Genomic DNA, 18,536 nt, shown 5'->3' with positions numbered 1-18,536 from the left:
TTCCTTTTAATTTTAATTATCCTTTAAACGATAACTTAGTAGGGTTAAATTTAGGGGTGTCTTTACTCGCCATTAAAAAGCTATTTGCGCCTAGTTGGCATTCACTTTTTGACAGCTGCACCGCATCAAGTTGTTGAAAATCTGACTCAATAACAAGTCGAAATGAAATAGCATTGCCGGCATAGTCTTTGACAATTTTTTTAGCTAATTCAAATAACTTGCCTTTAGGTAACAAGGATTTTGCTTTATCAAAATCGCGGGTACTGATATGGATCTCGATATTAGAAGAAATATCCCATATCTTTTTACCAATTACCGTATCAACACCTAAGCGGGCATGTTGTCCCTCATAAAGGCGTTCACTTGCTAAACATGTTTGCTCTTGTGGCTTCAAATCGTGCCACTTACCTATCATTTGTTTAATGACAACATCACAGCCAAGATATGAGCTCAGTACACTTTTTAAGTCAAAAGCATTGCGAATTTTTCGGCTATAAAGGCCTGAAAAGTGCAACTGATGTTCATCATAACCGCCGCTTAAAAGCCCTAATATTTGCGTGTATGGGTCTTTGTTTTTATCTTTATTTATATGATTTAAAGACGGTTTATATTTTTTCCACGCTCGATAATATAAAGACACCAAACGGTGATTAAACATGTCGTAAAAGTCGCGCATAGTTGTATCTTTATAGCGAAGACGCTGCATCACTAGTTCGCTATAAAATTGAGGCAAAGCGCCCGAGCAACCCGTTAGTCCCATAAAAGAGATCTGCATGTTGACTTTATGTAAGCCATCTTCAAAGCTTGCTTGTTCTAATTTTGTGATAGCGTTACCTGGGTAACCAAATTTTTGAGTTGCGGTAAACTTAATTAACTCTTGCTTTGGACTACTGTCATACCCTACGTAGCGATACTCCAAGCCATGCTTTTTCAGCTGGTTTTCAATAATGAAAACTGCTTTATAAAAGTCAACTTGTGACGCTTGAGAAATAATATGTTGGATCATATTAACGGGCTTTCCCCAACTCGCGCAGGCCATTGGTAATACACTTGCTCTTGTTCTTTTAACCTTAAACTAACGCGAGTAAAGCTATTAATTGCTGCAAATTGCGCAAAGAAATGATCGAGGATAGAGGCAAAGAAAAACATGCCACTACCTGAAAAGTCATCATTGGCGAAGGTAATTTCAATTTCACTTCCCGTTGCAAAGCTTACTCGCCCTTTTTGCACAACACGAGCCGTTGCGGGTTCTACAACCACACGGTAAATATTATCAATAAGGCCTTTTGTTTGCGGAGATGCTCTAAAGTCATAAAGGCGTAGCACTTCTTTAAGCTTATTACATGCATCATCTCCACTAAACGCGTCGAGCGTTAAATGATTAACTAATTGCCAACGAGTTGCATCGGCTAATATCGGTCTAACTGCATGAGTAAATGGAATTAAACATCTAATTTTTTTAATTACATCGCCGCGCTCTGGCATCAATAAGCCTAACTCATCGTCTCCAAAAGGCATGCTCGCAGGGAGGTTTCGATTACTGCAATTAGCACGTACGGTTAGGACCGTGTTCCCTTCAGCATAATCCATAGCGCTATTTTCAAATCGTGCATCTACCAATGATAGAAACGATTCGGTGCCTGACTCAACATAACCCCCTGCCCATGAGGCGGTTTCTCTGCGGATATGCCAAAACAAATCATCATGGCCTTGGTATCGTGGATGCGTTTGTCCATAAAACGGACAAACTATTTGTTTATTTCCCTTATGGTCAAAGGCAATTACTTCTGAAATACCAATTACTTCTGAAATCTCAGAGTCCATATAACGCGGCGTTAATTGGTATTCGTATTCGCTCAGCTCAGGGCGAATAGGTTCTAATTCTTGTTCAAACATATTAATTATGGGCGTACATCCCATCAAGAACATGTCTTTGTCTACTTGCTTTTCAAGCTCTGAAGATTCAGCATCAAGATAAATATACACTGTGCATTTATTAGAATTTTTAGGCAACGATGAGTGAATATTTTCAAGTTCAAAAAAACGAAACTTTTCAGGAAAAGTAAAGTTTTCGACGAGTAAGCGATAGCCGGCACTTGATCGCTGCGAATACGGTACAACCGCTTCATTTGCATCAAAGCCAACCGCTTTAAGTTGGGTTTTAGAAAGGTACTTTATTCCCTCATCACCATTATCAAAAGCAATGCCAATAGCGTGCTTAAACAATAATTCATACACTTTAAGCGTATGATGCCATTGGCCATTTATAAATAATCGTAATTTTTCCAGTCCGGTTTCAGCCAGTGATACACCCGGGTATTCACCGGTTAGCTCAAGTTTGAAAATTGACTTCGCTTTTTCATGCCAACGTGGTTTTGGTGCCACAAAAGGACTGTTATCAAATTGCGCACTGGTAATTTCAACAGGCCATAAGTAAGTTTCATAACAGGTTTGAAACTTACATTGCTTCATTGACTCAACATTTGTTTCAACTTCACTCGCTCTTGGAATGACTACTCCCGTGGTTGAGAGGTTTTCAGCCTCTAATTTAACCACCGACATTGAAGGAATAGGCGCTTGATAGTCAGGTAACATTTGCCCTAATAAAGCATCAGTAAGCTCAGGAAAGCTATCATCTAACTTTTGCCTAATATTAGCCGTTAAAAATGCGAACGATTCAATTAATCTAGATACATGAGGGTCTTCAATATGATCATCGCTTAGCTTTAATCGCCCTGCAACTTTAGGGTATTTTTCAGAGAAGTCTTTACCCATATGACGAACAAACGCCAATTCACGATTGTAATATTTTAATAACTCATCGTTCATAAAGAAGCCTCTATAATCTTCATCCCTAAGTTCACAGGCTCAACTTCAGAGTCAAAGCTAATAAACTCTGGCTCTGGATCTGCATATAGTAAAGCGTTTATTCGCAAGTTTAATACTCTATTTACGGGTACTTCATCGTCAGTAAATACCTCAACTTCAATGAACCGAGGCTCAAATTTCAAAATTGTATTTCTAACGGTTTCACATAGCAGTGCCCGCCCTTCGTGAGAGCTCACCGACATACTCGAAAAGTCAGGTAAACCATACGATAAGCAGGATGTTGCTAACTCCGCATATTGTGCTGGCCACGTGTGCCATTGAATTCGCGCATTTAGCAGCGCTTCTATGTCTCTGCGCACATTTTTTCTCAGCTCACTAATGCTGATCCCCTCAGTACGAGATGGGGCATCCTGAAAGTCTGGCTCATCGTCAATGAGCCTATCTAAAATGGATGCTTGAAGCTGCTGCTTATGCTCTATCATAATTATTTACTATGCTTACTCAGCTGTTTCTAGGACGTTTATTTTAAGGTTTGGAACAGTGATGGCTTCATCGTTGACAAACAACATTTTCATTCCTTTACCTATAATAAATTCGTCTTGAAGTTCTTCCCAATCAGATACTTGGCCTAGCTTTTCTAGATCTGTATTTGAGTTTGAGTAAACTAGTGGCAAGTGAGCGGTACCCGATGGGCCGTCTTTAATAGTAATTTCAACGCGTAACCAAATACCCTCTAATAATGACGTTACAGGTTCTACTTTTAATGTTTCAATTTCATTAAAGTTAGCCAGGTAAAACTCGCCATTCGTGCCTAGCACTTCTAAATAAGGACTTAAGCTATCATCTAAATCTCGAATTGCTGATTGCTCGTCTTCAACACTCTCCAAGCGAAGCGCTTCCATTTGTTGTGCAAGACTAGCTGCTTCAGATGTTTCACCTTCAAGCAAAGCAACATGCATTTTTAAAAACAAGGTATCTAGCTCATTGGCTTCATGAAAAAGTTTAGGAATCCCCTTACCTTGATAAAAATCTACGCGCGATTGCTGGGCACGAATTAAATGTCTAAGGTTAACTGCACCTACAGCAAACTCTGGGTTCTTTTGCACCATAAAGTCGAGTTGTTTGTCTGCTTTTTCAAGCTCGCCATTAATGCAAAGTAATTCAGAATAAATACTTCTAATGTCAAAATTTAAAGGCTCATCTTGCAACTCGGTAGCGCAGCATAATAAAGCATCAGCAAGTTTTCCCTCGCGAATTAAACTGTGTATTTTTTTCATGACTATTCCTTTATTTTATGATGAGGACTGAGCTCTGTTATTAACTTAATACTCGAGACCATTTGGTCTAACTGAAAGTGGGGCTGTAACTGCAAAACCGAAAAGTAATGCCCCGGGTTTGCTTTATTTTCACTTACTTTTATTTTTGCATTACTCAGTGGATATTTGCTTCTAATATGCTCAGACGCGGAGTCTGACGCGGTTGTGTAGTTATTGATCCACGCTTGTAAATCTCTCTCACAGGCCTGTGCTGTGCTGTAAGACCCGACACGATCTCGGGCTAATAATTTTAAATAGTGCGCAAAGCGCGATACACATAAAATGTATTGCAACATAGACGATAAGCGCGCATTGATATTGGCAGCACTTGAGTCGTAATTTTTTGTTTTTTGAACCGATGCATTACTGTAAAAAACGATATGTTCCGTATTTGTAACCGAAGAAGCTGGGATAAAACCGAGCTCAGAAAATTGCTTTTCAAACTTACTGGTTACTAATAAATCAAGTGGCGGTTTTGCCTCTTTTTGATAGGTATCATTCGCAAAGCTATCACGAGCAAGCCCTGTTACTAATCCCTTAGAGACTTTACCTGGCTCTATACCACGAATGTGACCAAACCAACCGCTGTCGCAGTAAGCTCTAATTATTGTTGATACAAATTGATACGCTGCACTGCCCCATAACATATCTGTTTCTGGATTTTTTATTTGTTCTTTGAAGTAAAAATCTTGATGGCGTTTGCCATCATTAACATAAGGCGGCCTGACTAACACATGAGGCAATGTAAAGCCCATAAAGCGCGCTTCTTCCATTTTTCTAAAACTTTGCCATTTTATATATTCAGGTTGTTCAAACTGATTAAATAAATCAGAGTAATAACCTAAATCTGAAAAGCTATCAGCACCAAATAAATTAGCCGAAGCCGAACATATAAAAGGAGAAAATGCAGCCGCTGCCGTTCTTGATACCTCTTTTATGGTATCAATATCGTTGTAAATAGTGCCTGCTGAGCAACCATTACTAATTTCGTAATCACCAATTACAATACCAAAAGGCTCGCCTCCGGCACTGTCAAACTCGTTTTGATAAAGTAACTGAAAAAACATACTTTGATCAAAATCAATCGCTTTGTTCACATCTTTTGAGAGCGTTGACCAATCACAATTGAGCAATTTAACTTTTACTTTTTTTTCTTTGTCTTGTTGCTCTGTTTGTAATAATAACCACCATAGATTACGCCAGCTAGCTTCTAAACGTTGAAAGCTATTAGCATGAATTATGTGGTTGAGTTGCGATGAAATAAGCTGATCGAGTTCAATAATTACACGTTGTAAATAAGGACTTAAAGACTCCTTATTCCAAGAAAGGGGAGAATCAGAAGAGCCTTCAAGCCATAACAATAACGCTTTATCTAGGTTTTTTTCATTTAAAAACCTATCGAGCAAAGCGTCATTATCACTAATTCGAGACTGTGACTTTTGTTGAAAAGTGAAGTCTTGATTTATAAATGAAAACTCTTCGTGATTCATTCTATTGCATCATCCTTAATGCGAGAGAGCGGTATTATTAACCGATCTCTGGGATTTTAGCTACAAGACGTAAAGAAGACGTTAATTCTTCCATTTGTAACCAAGGTTTCAACCAAGCAACAGCGTTGTAGGCACCAGGTTGACCTGGGATCTCTTTCACAGATACTTTTGCATCTGCAAGAGGGTAACGTGCTCTGATGTCTTGACCACCGCCCTCTGTCGCATTTACATATGACAGGATCCAACGGTTTAACCATGATTCAACGTCTTCAGCTTCCATAAAGCTACCAATCTTGTCACGTGCCATCACTTTTAAGTAATGCGCAAAGCGAGAAGTTGCCATTAAGTATGGTAAACGAGCTGAAATAGCAGCGTTAGCCGTGGCATCAGGCGTTGAATAAATTTTTGGTTTTTGACAGCTTTGACCGCCAAAGAAAACAGCATAATCAGTATTTTTATAGTGACATAAAGGTAAGAAACCTAACTGGCTTAACTCTGCCTCACGACGATCTGTAATGCCAATTTCTGTTGGACACTTAAGATCTGGGTCACCATCATCACTAGTAAATATGTGAGTCGGTAAGCCTTCCACTTTACCGCCGCCCTCAGCACCACGAATAGCAGTACAGAAACCGTATTGAGAAAACGCAGCGGTCATGTTAGTTGCCATAGCGTATGCTGCATTACTCCAACAGTAATCACCATTATCAGTGCTCACTGAACGGCCGTCTTTTGGTTCAACTTCAAACTCTTCGTAGTTGAACTCTTCAACTGGTTTTGACGCTGCACCATAAGGTAAACGCGAAAGGAAACGCGGCATAGTAAGTGATACAAAGCGTGAATCATCGCTGTCTCTAAATGAGCGCCATTTAGTGTATTCTAATGATTCAAATACTTTTTCTAAATCGCGTGGCTTAGTAAGCTCTTCCCAATTATCAAAACCAAATAAAGACGGTGAAGAGGCAGCAATAAATGGACAGAAGCCAGCTGCTGCCACATTAGACATTAAGCTCAATGTCTCAACATCTTCAGGGTGATTAGTAAATTCAAAGTCACCTACGATAGTGCCATATGGTTCACCACCTGGAGTACCAAATTCAGACTCGTAAATTTTCTTGAAGGTTTGGCTTTGATCAAACTCAACGGCTTTACTTAAGTCTTTATGTAACTCTTTTTTCTTCATGTTTAAAACACGAATTTTTAATGTAGAACTTGTTTCAGAATTCATCACTAAGTGATGTAAACCGCGCCATGAGCCTTCAAGTTTTTGAAACTCATCCGAGTGCATCACCACACTTAGCTGTTTGGAGATTTTTTGATCGATTAACTGAATAGCTTCATTAAACGTCACAGTCATGTTTTTATTCCATTGAACTGTGCCTTTTAATGCTTCTTCGGTTAATGTTTTTAGTAACTCTTCAGCACGGCTCGACTCTGTTTGTTTAGTCGCACCAATTGCTTGCTCTAATAGTGAAGAACTAACTTCTGATACCGATTCTGATTCTGTTGCTAATTGTTCAGTGCTCATTTATCAGTCTCCTCTAAGTTAAGTTCTTTAGCCATCGAGTCTAAGCTTGCTGTATTGCTTAATACTTCTTCGAGTACATTTTCAAGCTCTTCTGAACGGTCAATCTTGGTCATCAAGTCACGCAGCTTGTTGCGCGTTTCCATCAATTTGCGTAAAGGTTCTACTTGGTTTACAACCGCAGCAGGCTCGAAATCGTCAATCGACTTAAAGTTCAAGTTAACTTCAAACTGAGAACCATCATCCGTTAATGTATTGTCTACTTTTAAACGCAGAGAAGGACTCATACGTTTTAAAACATCATTAAAGTTATCACGATCAATTTGAATAAAACGTCTATCTTTTAGTGGTTTAAGTGCTTCTGTGTTATCACCAGAAAAATCACCCATTACACCTACTACAAAGGGTAATTCTTTTTTTACTGCCGCGCCCTCAGTTTCCACATCATAAGTGATATGTACTCTTGGTTTACGAACTCGTTTTAACTTATCATGGATACTCATTGAGAACTCCTTTTACTATGTTTCAGTTTCGCTGATCTTAATGCCAGACAACTTAAAGTATCCAGTCCTAGCATCACTATCTGTAATTAACTCATTTAATAACTCAGGTAGCGATAATTCGCTCCATCGAATAACTTGTTCTATCGTGTAAGACATTGGTGAATGAGGTTCAGTCTTTCTGAAAAATGTCGCAATTTCTTGAAGTTTTTTTATTGCGTTTTCTCTCGAATCAATCTCATCACTGACACGCTTTTTAGGTTGCGCTGCGTCTGCTTCACTCGCATCTTCAACCGCTTCCTCTTCAGGCTCAGCATTTGCCTTATCTAATGCAATTTGTGCTGCTTCAAGTTTATCTGCTGCAACATGGTTTACCGCAGCTAAGCTCACTTCTAATGCTTGTTTAATATTAGACGTAGGTTGCGGCTCACCCGTTACCTCGTCCATAACCTCACTCAAAGCGGCAAACTTTTCTATCGCGTCTTCAATATCATTTTTTAAAGATACAAAAAACTCGGTACTAGTTTCGGCTGCACTTTTTTCAAGCTGTTCAAAATCAACGGCACCTTGGGTTATCTTCTTTTCGCGTTTTTCATCACTTAAACGTGAAATGTCATAACCTTGCTGATATTCCCAAAAAGAAAAAGGATCCATACTGACACTGTCTGTCATGTATATACTTTTAATTGGAATAATTAACGTACCTTCACCAGCACTGCCATTTAAGCCAACTAATGCAGACACTTTGTCTGAAATTTCATCACCGTCATCAAGTGTTGGATAAAGTGACTCAAAATGATGTTCCAAAAGGTGCTTAGCAACACTAAAACCAAACGCAATGCCTTTAAAGCCATGAACGCGGCATAAGCCTTCAATTAGCCATGCTAGGTATTCTATATCTTTACTTTCGGTTTTAATTGCCTCACTACATTGCTCAAGTAACGGAATCCAATCTCGAGAAAGCGAAGCAATTCCTTCTTCATCGACTAACGCATTTCTTTCAGCCGCACGAAGTTGGTTTCTTAAATCTTTTAAGGCGTAGTAAGTAGACGTTGGAGAGACATCTGAGCGCGGATCACTACCTGCAAACTCAGTATCTGAAATAGGGGAAATATACTCTTCAAATAAAAACATTCCATTGTCCTAAATATTATCCATATTCTCTAAAGCTTAGAGCGTGAATAATATTACATTCTTTAAATTAAATTACAAGCTTCAGCGCCATTGTGCCGATAAGCTGGCTAATGTTATTTTATAAATAATTGAAATAACAGTTTTTTTGTTCCTGATATATTTACAATTTTTTTTCTTAAATATACTAAAACAGGCTTAATCAGCTACTTAGTGAACAATGGAATCGTTGCCTCATCTTGTATATTGCAAGATTGTATCGATTGATTGGCATCTACATCATCATATTTCACTAAAATACAAGTCACATTATCTTTAGCACCTCTGACTAACGAGGAATGCATTAAAGCCATTCCTGAATCAATAATACTACTGGGCTCTAATGACAAACATATGTCTTCATCTGATAATTCACCGGTAAGGCCATCTGAACATAATAAAAAGATATCGCCTTTGTTTATCTCACCCTCAATTACATCAACTTTCACATCATCCATTACGCCCACAGCACGAGTAATAACGTTAGATAATGGATGGTTTTTAGCTTCTTCAACAGAAATCATTCCCTCGTCGATTAAGTCATTAACTTGACTATGATCTCGAGAAACTTGCTTTAGTTTACCATTGCGTAATAAGTAAGCTCTGCTGTCACCAGCCCATAATATGTAATAGCGCTCATTCTTAACAAACAAAGCTGTTACCGTACTGCCTGCTGTTTTATTGCTTAAGTATTCAGCGCTATATTGAGTTAGTTGCTTATTTGCATCTTCTATGGCGCTAACAATATGACTTACGGTCAAGTCTTCTAGCCTTAGCTTTTCAACGGTAGTTCTAATCACATCAACCACTAACTGACTAGCAACTTCACCCGCTTCATGCCCACCCATTCCGTCAGCCACGACCCATAAGTTATGGCTGTTAATTTCCACGTGCGCATCTTCATTAAGCTGCCTCACTGCACCTCTATGAGTAATGGCATAACTTGTACTTAAATTACTAATCACTATTCTTTACCTGTGTGTAATTCCATTCCCAATGCTTCCAACGTCCATCTAGCATAGCGGCTACTTGATTAACCGGCGGCAAAGCTGAAGTGATCAGTACCATAGGCTTAATATTGCAAGAACCATGAGTCCACCAAACACTGTAATCACCATACTTTTTATGTAAAATCGCATGCATGGCATCTTGTAATATATGATCGCTTAACTCTGTGCCTGAAAACTCTAGTGCGACTGCTTGCTTGTTTTTATCTTTTGAATTGGCATAACTTACTTGCTTTTTATTTGCAGCAACTTCACTTAATGTACTGGCTAGTTCTTTTCGCCAAGAGAACAAATCCACAGAGCCATCAAGTACTTTAAGAACAGCATCTTCGTACTCTAATGAAAAAACACCAGAATGAAGCACATCAACCGGAGCAATATGAGTTGCACGAGTTACTGTTAGTGGATAGTGCCTTCCTACTGCATCCATACTGGGCAATAACGTACCCATAATGCCAGTATCACCCACAATATTGGGGCTTAAGGCAAAGTGCCAAACAGGGCCTGTTAGGTAGCTTTCTTGCCAAACATCACCAAGTTGCTCTTTGCTCACAGCAATGGCAGCTTGTAACCATTGCTCCCAATGCTCTGAAAACTCTTTAGTTACGTTATCTTGAACAAAGTCGCCTAAACAAGGCACCTTGCCAAGATAACCAATATCTACAATCGGGTCGGACATGAAAACTTCTCTACACTGCTGTTCCAAAACGGATGCCTGATTGAGCTAGGCAGTAATTCTACTTTTGCGTTGTTCCCCATCAAAGAGAAATGTAACTCTAGATCTTGACGTGTTTTGCTGCGCTTTTCACTGAGCTCATCTAGCATTCGATAAAGTGACCACTCGCCTTGATAAGTCGTGTTAATTGAACGCCCACCGTTTGGCGGTGTAAACACAACGCGAGTTTTACTTTGGCCACTGGCGCCAGGCCATACAAAGTTTGTAACTTTGAGTGGACCATGACGGTAAATCATTGACTGGCCATCAATTTCAATCATTAAACTAGATACCGTTTTATCTAAATTAAAAGTACGTAAGCCAAACTCAATTCGGGGTGTGTCACTACCACGTTCAAAAAATGCGGTTTGAATTTTGAAAGCGTGCTCAAACATTTTTAAGGTGTTATTGCTAATACCAATATCTTTTTCAAATTTCCACGGGCTAGAGCTCATGTCCACACTCGGAGCTACATAGCTATTAAAAAAGTTATCTATGGTGCCATTGGGGCCAAAGAAGCGAGTAAAGTCTTTAATGCTGACTTCTTTTTCTGCCTGCGGAGCAAATGGGTAACGCCCCACAATTGCCGCGTTATACTCGCGCAACACTTTGCTTTTCCAAATTTCATTTAAATGTCTGTTAGCACTATTTTTGGTGATGTTGCTAGTATCTCTACTTATATCAAGCAACCAACTATTAAACGGATAAGGCAAATCACTACTTTGGTACTCTAATTGGCGAATAAAACTCGGTTTACTCTTGCCACTTATTTGATCTTTAATTGAGTATTTAAGCTGATCACCTCTATCAAGTTTAGTTAGATAAATATTCAACTCTCTTAAGTTTTTCTGAATATTATCAAGCTGCTGAATGTCTATATCGATAATATCTTCAAACGCCTCTTCGACTTGATAGCCCGGTAGCTGTACCTCAAACTTAGGCGCTTCGTCAGGTAAGAAGCGTTTGATTCGATTTGCTTTCGTTTGCATCGCAACTTTAGCTGCATTAGCCGCAATATCCCCTGCGACTTTTTGATTTTCAGAAACAGGTAGCTTAGTTAGTTGAACATTCTTTTTAACTGCATTGATGATATTTTTTATTGGCGCTTCTGAGCCTGCTAATACATCAGTAATATTCACACCCTCAGCAGGTGAGCTGTATTGATTAAGACTCAAGTCATCTAAAAACGACTGCCAATAATAGATATAATCTTGAAAGTAACGTTGCTCTAGCTTCTTTTCTATCTCTGCTTTAGAAATATCATACGTGCCAGAGGCTTCTTGACCATACACCCAGCTACTGGCCATTAAGTTGCCAAGCATTTTTCCTTTTTCAATATTAAAAATGCCATGAAAACCGTTAAAAGTGTATAGCCCCGGAATACTGCGCGTTAAATCACCATTATTACGAAAAGTAAATTTTTGCGCACTTTCAAAGCTAATAATATCGGTTAATCTGAAAGGCGGAATACTGCTATCAAGAAAATCAGCTTGAAGTCGCTGGTATGCTCTTTCTGCAATCGGTAGTTTAGTGAGTTCTGCACGAGCTACGCGAACCGCCTGATTATCTATTTCGGTTTGTGTTACGCCCTCTTTTAACAACGCAGCAATATGATTCATCAACTCATTACGCGTCTGCATGTTCAAATCACCAGGCAAATTTCTATCTAAATATGCACTAAACCAAACGGAAATATCTTCACTTTCAAAATATTCAGGTTTAAATAGCATTAAGTAGCATCTGAGCGTTTCATATAAATAGCTAAGATGCTCTGGGTGATCCTCCATTTCCTTTATTAACGTGTTTGCAATGAAGGGCTCTAAATAGGTTTGCAAAGAACGTTTGTAAGCATTAGCAGAAGACTCTTTAATTTCAGTAAGCTTATTAAAGCCAACTGAAGATGCATCTTCAGGATCAATTAACTGAGCATTGGTTGCTGGCAAGTTTCTTAATGCATTTAGTCTGTCATTTAGTACCAGTAGATTATTTCTATCAAAAGAAGATGAGTCTAGTTCTTGGTACGTGGCAACTGCTTCATCTGTTGCATCAATTAAGTTGCTATTCCACGCAAAGCTGAAATACCAAGAAATTGAAAAACCGAACAAAGCAATACACGCAAGTGACACACTAGCAATTCGAAGCCACTTATTCTGTTTATCATGGTGTTTGTTAGTGCTTGCTAAGTTTTGCTCAGGGAAAATAACGCTCTCTAAAACGTTTTTAATAAAAAAGCTTTTAGATTGGTTTATGTAATCGGTTTTATCTGCACTTGCATCATTTAAAAAGCTCGAAGGGGTACCCTCTTGAGTGGCGCTGGTTAGATACACGCCTCTAAACATAGGTAACTCTTCATAAGCGTTAGGAGTAAAAATCTCTTTTAAGAAGTCATCTGCAACGCCTTGTAACACACGTAACTGTCTGGGGAACTCAAAGATTTTAGCTCGAATAGCTTCATTACGCTCATTGATCAATCGACGGTTCAACATCTCTGTAAGTTTAGAAATTAAAGCGTGGAATTCTTTATTGAATGCATCGACTTGGGTATCTTTATCTAAATCAAGCTCAAAGGTGATCCCCCAAACTTGCTCACATTCTTCCTCAGTAAGTTCGCCAAAGAACTCTCTGAATCCTTCAATTAAATCTACTTTAGAAAAAATAACATAAACGGGAAATGTCATACCAAGCTGGTTTTGTAATTCTTGAAGGCGTTGTTTTATAGCACGCGCATGAAGATTTCGCTCAGTTTTGGTCTGACTCATAAGTTCAGAAATCCCCATACTGATCATTACCCCATTTATAGGGCGTAATGGGCGATGCTTTCTTAATAAGCCGAGAAAGCCTTCCCATGCTCTAGAGTCGTGTTTAGCGTGGCTACTTTGCGTTGTATAACGCCCTGCGGTGTCGATTAAAACCGCTTTATTGGTAAACCACCAATCACAATTGCGCGTACCACCAACACCATGCACTAAATCAACCCCAAGCTTATCCTTTAATGGGTAATCTAGGCCTGAGTTATGAATAACCGTTGTTTTACCTGCGCCAGGTGGACCAATCATAATATACCAAGGCAATTGGTATATATTTTTACCTTTAAATAGTTTTACGTCTTTGAGTAAATCTATGGCTTCATTCATTCTGGTTTTTAGAGTGGTTATTTCTTCGTTAACTTCACTACTGTTTGCATCGTTATTATCTATTAACTCATCTGCCATTTTTTCATCACGTTTGCTTTGCTGCATAAGGCGATAAATTTTGGTTACTGAAAAAACGAGTACTATCAATAAAATAGTTAATAGTCTTGCTGCGACACCGGCAAGCGGAACATAATCGGCCACTGCAATTAAAGGACCACCAAACCAAATTAATAATGATAAGGCTAAAAAACCGATAATTAACATAGCGGTTCGAGACGTTAGTGCGTAGGTTATTTTCTTAAATTTTTGTGAGAAACTCATTACAGCCTCATTAAAATAATAGATCGATTTCAATTCTGCGGTTTAACGACCGAGAAGCTGAATCTGAATTGCTGGCGATAGGCTCTGCTGCGCCCTTTCCTTCTGGCCATAGACGACCGCTCAAGTTGGTGCTTTTAGCCATTAAATTAGCAACTTGTGTTGCTCTGGCTAAAGATAGATGCCAATTAGAAGGGTACGTATCAGTACTAATTGGTAAATCATCTGTATGACCTGTTATGAGGACTCGCCCTTTAGTTCCTTCTAGGCTTAACGCTAACTTTTCTAAAATAGGCTGGAATGAAGGGAGAAGTTGCGCGTCTCCTTGCTTAAACAAGTTTTCACTGTTGATTGTAATGCGGATCCCATCGGAGGTTTTAGCAACGGCAACAATCCCCATTTTAATTTCTGTTTGCAACAACTGTTCAAGGACACGTAATTGCTGATCTTTTTTATCAACCGTCTGGTTGACTGCTAAGGGGTGAATACCAGCTAGCTTTTCATTAATCGCAACAACATCATTATTTAGTTTCATATTTATTGATAAATAGATCATCAATAATATTAGCCCCAATACAGAAAATATGACCCATAGCGGAACTTGATTTCTCAGTTCAACACCGGCTGCTACTCTTTGCTTCCAGTTTGGAGACAGCTTGTTGTTAATTGGCCCATTAAGTTGGTTTAATAAATGATAAAGTTGTGAACGATATTCTTCGATTTTTGTATCACCACCGGCACCTAGGCGATATTTACCTTTAAACCCTAAATTTAAGCAGTGATATTGCAACTCTAAAAACTGTTGATTTCTTTCTGGTTGACCTAAGCCTGAATCAAGTAACGTATAAAAATATTCACCGCCAAATGTTTCTTTATGAAAAGTAGAAAGTAGACTTTCATCTGCCCATTCCATTGAACTCCACTTTGAGTTCAATACAGACTCATCAAGAATGGCACACAAACAATAGCGCGAATTATTGATCACTTCTTTTGATAAGTGCTGATTGCGAACTTCCACTTCAAATCGTTTGATTGCCTCAACACAACGATGTTTAAGCGCTGCGAGGTTGCTCATTTCAAGCGATTGATTAATTGAAATTACAAGAGAAAAACAATCGGTTGCTGCTTCTAACAAAGGATTTTTAAATATCGATACTTTGTTACTACCTAATGGCTTTGAAGAAGGTGGCTCGACCGACATCACTGTTTTATCAGCATCATTTTGTGCCGGATTACTACTTGGCGTATTTCGCCCTAATCGACCTGGGCGAGGTTTGATAATGGTTTCGTCCATTGAAACTCTTCCTTTTAAAAAGTTAAGTTCTTATCGCCCAAAGGCTTAGTTGTAGCTCTGGGTAATTTCCTGATAGGTGAATAGCAATTCCCCCGCTGGAACGTAATTTATCCCAATGTTCACCATGCCTATTTAATTCAAAATAATGAAAACCAGCATGATAAGGAATTTGTCTTGGTGCTGTTGGTAAATTGCTAATCGTAATACCTGGAATTTGGTTATTTACCAGATCTCGAATAGTTTCTACACTGCCAATTTTTATTTGCGAAGGCAGAATTTTTCTTAATTCTTCATGTGGCACACTTGCTTTGATTGCTAAAACAAATTGAGCTGAATTGAGAATTGACTTGTCTTTTAACGCACCAAAAGAAATACCAAATTTACTTTGCTCAAGTTTAATTTCAGTTGCTGTTTGCTCAATAACATGGCTTAACGATTGGTATAAAAAGTTAACCACTTCATTAAATACCTGTCCTAAATTAGTATGATCATAATTAGGTAATTTAGGTACCCTCTTATTAGCTGTGCTGAAAGTTGACAACTCGCCCGCAAGCTCAATTAAACGACTATAAAACACATTAGGGTGTAAGCTATTGACACTAAGCAAGTTATTAAATATCGCATCATACTTATTTAGTGTTTGCAGCATGATAAAATCTGCAACTGAGGTACTCCCTGCATAGCCTTGACTGAGCCTAGCGGCTATACTTTCAGCGCGCTGCTTAATCATTGAGCCAATTTCTCTGACCAGCCCTGATAAAGGTTTACATTGCCCTACTTTTAAAGAAGGAGGAATATACTTAGCATCTAACTTTATTTGCCCTTCACTACTCACATCTATAATTCTAGCTAAAGGTAATACGATATAGCCTGAATGATCATCAGAAGACAGCATCAATTTGCTATACACTTTCGCAACTTGAATAATTTCCTGAGATTGTGCCCCTAATAAATCATCACTCACTGACAAGTCATTGAGCTTATACCGAGTAACGGTGTTATCGTCGGCTGAAGATATATTAATCCCGCTATTTTTTAGCGCAGGGATAGCAAGATAAACAATCTCATCAAAAACATCTTTATTAACCACTAGCGGTTCAGGTAATGATGTTGATTGAGGCATATCTATTGGTAATAAATCTGGAGTGATTGCTGATAATGCGTCTACAGCAAACTGCCCGCTGTTAAGCAATTCATTATCAATACTTATATCGATTATTCCCCACGGATCAGCAAGATTGCCACTGCATACTTGCTTGATAACATTAGAAATATATTTATCTGCTTGTTGAAAGTGCTGAGGTCTTAAAAACATTCCTTCAGTCCAAGCAACACGAGTGTTATCACCCATTTTTAAAAATCCTTTTTTATTGCTCTCTCATGTATGTCGCAATTGCTTCTACATTAACATTGATATCGTCATAGCCGGTAGGGTCAACTTCTATAACCGCTCTCCACCTTGCTTGATCTATATTTCTATAAGCAACAACAACCCCAACGTAACGAGTATTACGATTAAGGCTCATTTTATATTGTTGTATTGAGTCAGGCTGAAGTTCTAATTCATCTTTTTTTAATAAGTCAGGTCCGAGGATTTTTTCTGGTGTGTCGTACAAGCTAAAAAAGTCCTGCGTGTCAAAAATAGTTCTTGAGCTAAGCTCAAAAATTTTCATTACCACTGGAGAAGGACGTTCTGACGTATCTGGATTAACATTTTTAGATACATTAATGATCAGATCGGTAGAAGGAGGTACGATTTTATTCATCGTAGTACATCCCATAACCAAAAATAGTAAACTAAAACTCAATAAGTAGAGCTTAACTTTGTACATTATTTACTTTCCTTTCTAGTGCGTTTCTTTGATTCGATCGTTATATGCCTTTAAAAAATCATCAGACATTGCCATGGCGCCTTTAGTGTTCACTTCCTGAGAAATATCATCATATAAACTTTGATATAACTTCCAGCATTTAGACTCTATTTGACCAGGGATAATTTTTAACACGTTAGAATTATCGTTTGCCTGTTGATTAATTTGCATGGGAGAAACCTGCGATAACATCCCTTTTAACACACCATCTGCACCAGCGAGTAAAGCATGCTCATGCTTACGTGTGTCTATAAAGCTTTCTTTAATAGATTCATTCGAAGACAGAAAGCTTGCACTATTTTTTATGAACAAGTTCTGAATAACGTCATCAATATTGGCAGAAAATTTTAATGGATTGTTTTGTTCAGCCTGAAACATCGTATGATTCAATCTTAATTTGTTTTTTACAATCGCGCGTTGACGTAAAGATTCCATAAGCTCAGTGAGTAATAAATTAAGCCCTTGGCCCATTTCAAACCACAGTTTTTCATTATCTAACGAATTTTTAAGCTCATCTTTAATCCCTAACCCTTTTAAAAACGCATCAGATAACGCCTTGTCATTTTGAACTACGCTCTTTATTGGTGCAGACTGTTTGTCAGGTTTGTGCTCATTAGCGTGGCTATTTGAACGAGGAGGTTCTTGAATAGGCGCAGGCGCAGGAGTATCAACAGGTGCTGATGAATTGCTAACATTATTGCCAATGTCAAAGTCATCGGTATTCATAAGGCGCGTTAATTCATCCCAGTCTTCAGGAATATGATTATCTGTTGTTTGTTGCGCAGTCACTGATATCTCAGGCATCGACTCATTCATAATCGAGTCATCGAATGAAGGTATAGACTGCTCAGCCGGTTGAGAGTTTTGCGTAGCGAAAGTATCTACTGATTGAAAATGACTTGGAGCAGAACTACTCACATCAGCTTGTTGATCTGATGTTAGCACAACATTGACTTGAAAATCGCCGATGGTTAATACGTCACTGTCTGACAAACGTTGTTTGTTGCCTTGACCAAGCGGCGCTACAGCAAAGTTAATAAATAATCCATTAGTTGAATTATCGTATACGTAAAAAGAGTCACCTTCTTTTTCTATTATACCGTGTTTACTTGAGATTATTTTTTCGGGATCGGGTAAATGCCAATCGCACGCTTCAGAGCGACCAAAAGTTAATGAATCTGTTACAGTTTTAGTGGCTTCTATTTCAGGCGAAAGTCTGTGATAACTAGTGATGTTTAGTATCAGTTCCATTTGATAAGTCAGTCCCTTATATCGTTATTGTGAACAGGATAAAGTAGAAGCGAAACTATTGTCAACATTGAAATTAACACAAGAAAATATTGCGCTCTTGATTTTGTCTCTAAAAC

General features: G+C 38.5%; 15 protein-coding genes. All 15 read right to left on the bottom strand.

The features are described 5' to 3' along the window. Positions 1-16: 16 nt before the first annotated feature. Complete coding sequence (tssG, locus tag ACNSN2_RS16615) at positions 17-1,006, bottom strand: type VI secretion system baseplate subunit TssG (protein ID WP_178956944.1); 990 nt, start codon at positions 1,004-1,006, stop codon at positions 17-19. Continuing rightward, the gene (tssF, locus tag ACNSN2_RS16610; RefSeq protein WP_054201390.1) at positions 1,003-2,829 is read right to left on the bottom strand and encodes a type VI secretion system baseplate subunit TssF; all 1,827 of its coding nucleotides are present in this window, start codon (positions 2,827-2,829) and stop codon (positions 1,003-1,005) included. Before tssF ends, tssG begins: the two co-directional genes overlap by 4 nt. Then, positions 2,826-3,311 carry a type VI secretion system baseplate subunit TssE gene (tssE, locus tag ACNSN2_RS16605; RefSeq protein ID WP_010389371.1) on the bottom strand — a complete coding sequence of 162 codons (486 nt, stop codon included), beginning with the start codon at positions 3,309-3,311 and terminating at the stop codon, positions 2,826-2,828. Before tssE ends, tssF begins: the two co-directional genes overlap by 4 nt. 15 nt (positions 3,312-3,326) lie before the next feature. Beyond that, complete coding sequence (locus ACNSN2_RS16600) at positions 3,327-4,106, bottom strand: type VI secretion system accessory protein TagJ (protein ID WP_418609711.1); 780 nt, start codon at positions 4,104-4,106, stop codon at positions 3,327-3,329. A 2-nt stretch (positions 4,107-4,108) separates the two neighbouring features. Beyond that, positions 4,109-5,635: a type VI secretion system contractile sheath large subunit gene (gene tssC / locus ACNSN2_RS16595; protein WP_010389374.1), complete on the bottom strand. Its 1,527-nt coding sequence runs from the start codon at positions 5,633-5,635 to the stop codon at positions 4,109-4,111. 37 nt (positions 5,636-5,672) lie between these two features. Beyond that, positions 5,673-7,163 carry a type VI secretion system contractile sheath large subunit gene (gene tssC / locus ACNSN2_RS16590; protein ID WP_010389377.1) on the bottom strand — a complete coding sequence of 497 codons (1,491 nt, stop codon included), beginning with the start codon at positions 7,161-7,163 and terminating at the stop codon, positions 5,673-5,675. Then, entirely contained in the window at positions 7,160-7,663 is a 504-nt protein-coding gene (gene tssB, locus ACNSN2_RS16585) for a type VI secretion system contractile sheath small subunit (RefSeq protein WP_010389380.1), read from the bottom strand. Before tssB ends, tssC (ACNSN2_RS16590) begins: the two co-directional genes overlap by 4 nt. A gap of 15 nt (positions 7,664-7,678) precedes the next feature. Further along, positions 7,679-8,794 carry a type VI secretion system protein TssA gene (gene tssA / locus ACNSN2_RS16580; RefSeq protein WP_010389383.1) on the bottom strand — a complete coding sequence of 372 codons (1,116 nt, stop codon included), beginning with the start codon at positions 8,792-8,794 and terminating at the stop codon, positions 7,679-7,681. 203 nt (positions 8,795-8,997) lie between these two features. Continuing rightward, the gene (locus ACNSN2_RS16575; protein WP_418609715.1) at positions 8,998-9,795 is read right to left on the bottom strand and encodes a PP2C family protein-serine/threonine phosphatase; all 798 of its coding nucleotides are present in this window, start codon (positions 9,793-9,795) and stop codon (positions 8,998-9,000) included. After that, positions 9,788-10,516 carry a type VI secretion system-associated protein TagF gene (gene tagF / locus ACNSN2_RS16570; RefSeq protein WP_010389388.1) on the bottom strand — a complete coding sequence of 243 codons (729 nt, stop codon included), beginning with the start codon at positions 10,514-10,516 and terminating at the stop codon, positions 9,788-9,790. Before tagF ends, ACNSN2_RS16575 begins: the two co-directional genes overlap by 8 nt. Further along, on the bottom strand, positions 10,498-14,007 hold the full coding sequence (tssM, locus tag ACNSN2_RS16565; protein ID WP_418609719.1) for a type VI secretion system membrane subunit TssM: 3,510 nt from the start codon (positions 14,005-14,007) through the stop codon (positions 10,498-10,500). The genes tagF and tssM overlap by 19 nt, the downstream gene beginning before the upstream one ends. 10 nt (positions 14,008-14,017) lie before the next feature. Continuing rightward, on the bottom strand, positions 14,018-15,298 hold the full coding sequence (gene tssL, locus ACNSN2_RS16560) for a type VI secretion system protein TssL, long form (protein ID WP_054201393.1): 1,281 nt from the start codon (positions 15,296-15,298) through the stop codon (positions 14,018-14,020). A 22-nt stretch (positions 15,299-15,320) separates the two neighbouring features. Further along, positions 15,321-16,649, bottom strand: a complete 1,329-nt coding sequence (gene tssK / locus ACNSN2_RS16555; RefSeq protein ID WP_010389395.1) for a type VI secretion system baseplate subunit TssK — start codon at positions 16,647-16,649, stop codon at positions 15,321-15,323. 16 nt (positions 16,650-16,665) lie between these two features. Next, a complete protein-coding gene (gene tssJ / locus ACNSN2_RS16550; protein WP_010389398.1) occupies positions 16,666-17,130 on the bottom strand; it encodes a type VI secretion system lipoprotein TssJ in 465 nt (154 codons plus the stop codon). Between the two features lie 15 nt (positions 17,131-17,145). After that, positions 17,146-18,420: a type VI secretion system-associated FHA domain protein TagH gene (tagH, locus tag ACNSN2_RS16545; RefSeq protein ID WP_418609722.1), complete on the bottom strand. Its 1,275-nt coding sequence runs from the start codon at positions 18,418-18,420 to the stop codon at positions 17,146-17,148. Positions 18,421-18,536 lie beyond the last annotated feature (116 nt).

The sequence above is a fragment of the Pseudoalteromonas sp. US3C1013 genome, assembly GCF_048401115.1.
GTDB lineage: Bacteria > Pseudomonadota > Gammaproteobacteria > Enterobacterales > Alteromonadaceae > Pseudoalteromonas > Pseudoalteromonas undina.
Note: the sequence above shows the minus strand (reverse complement) of the source record. Positions and strands in the feature narration are given on the sequence as shown.

What these genes read in the sequence shown, in the direction of transcription:
- tssG (WP_178956944.1), bottom strand. Translation starts at nt 1,006, where the DNA reads ATGATCCAACATATTATTTCTCAAGCGTCACAAGTTGACTTTTATAAA.
- tssF (WP_054201390.1), bottom strand. Translation starts at nt 2,829, where the DNA reads ATGAACGATGAGTTATTAAAATATTACAATCGTGAATTGGCGTTTGTT.
- tssE (WP_010389371.1), bottom strand. Translation starts at nt 3,311, where the DNA reads ATGATAGAGCATAAGCAGCAGCTTCAAGCATCCATTTTAGATAGGCTC.
- ACNSN2_RS16600 (WP_418609711.1), bottom strand. Translation starts at nt 4,106, where the DNA reads ATGAAAAAAATACACAGTTTAATTCGCGAGGGAAAACTTGCTGATGCT.
- tssC (WP_010389374.1), bottom strand. Translation starts at nt 5,635, where the DNA reads ATGAATCACGAAGAGTTTTCATTTATAAATCAAGACTTCACTTTTCAA.
- tssC (WP_010389377.1), bottom strand. Translation starts at nt 7,163, where the DNA reads ATGAGCACTGAACAATTAGCAACAGAATCAGAATCGGTATCAGAAGTT.
- tssB (WP_010389380.1), bottom strand. Translation starts at nt 7,663, where the DNA reads ATGAGTATCCATGATAAGTTAAAACGAGTTCGTAAACCAAGAGTACAT.
- tssA (WP_010389383.1), bottom strand. Translation starts at nt 8,794, where the DNA reads ATGTTTTTATTTGAAGAGTATATTTCCCCTATTTCAGATACTGAGTTT.
- tagF (WP_010389388.1), bottom strand. Translation starts at nt 10,516, where the DNA reads ATGTCCGACCCGATTGTAGATATTGGTTATCTTGGCAAGGTGCCTTGT.
- tssM (WP_418609719.1), bottom strand. Translation starts at nt 14,007, where the DNA reads ATGAGTTTCTCACAAAAATTTAAGAAAATAACCTACGCACTAACGTCT.
- tssL (WP_054201393.1), bottom strand. Translation starts at nt 15,298, where the DNA reads ATGGACGAAACCATTATCAAACCTCGCCCAGGTCGATTAGGGCGAAAT.
- tssK (WP_010389395.1), bottom strand. Translation starts at nt 16,649, where the DNA reads ATGGGTGATAACACTCGTGTTGCTTGGACTGAAGGAATGTTTTTAAGA.
- tssJ (WP_010389398.1), bottom strand. Translation starts at nt 17,130, where the DNA reads ATGTACAAAGTTAAGCTCTACTTATTGAGTTTTAGTTTACTATTTTTG.
- tagH (WP_418609722.1), bottom strand. Translation starts at nt 18,420, where the DNA reads ATGGAACTGATACTAAACATCACTAGTTATCACAGACTTTCGCCTGAA.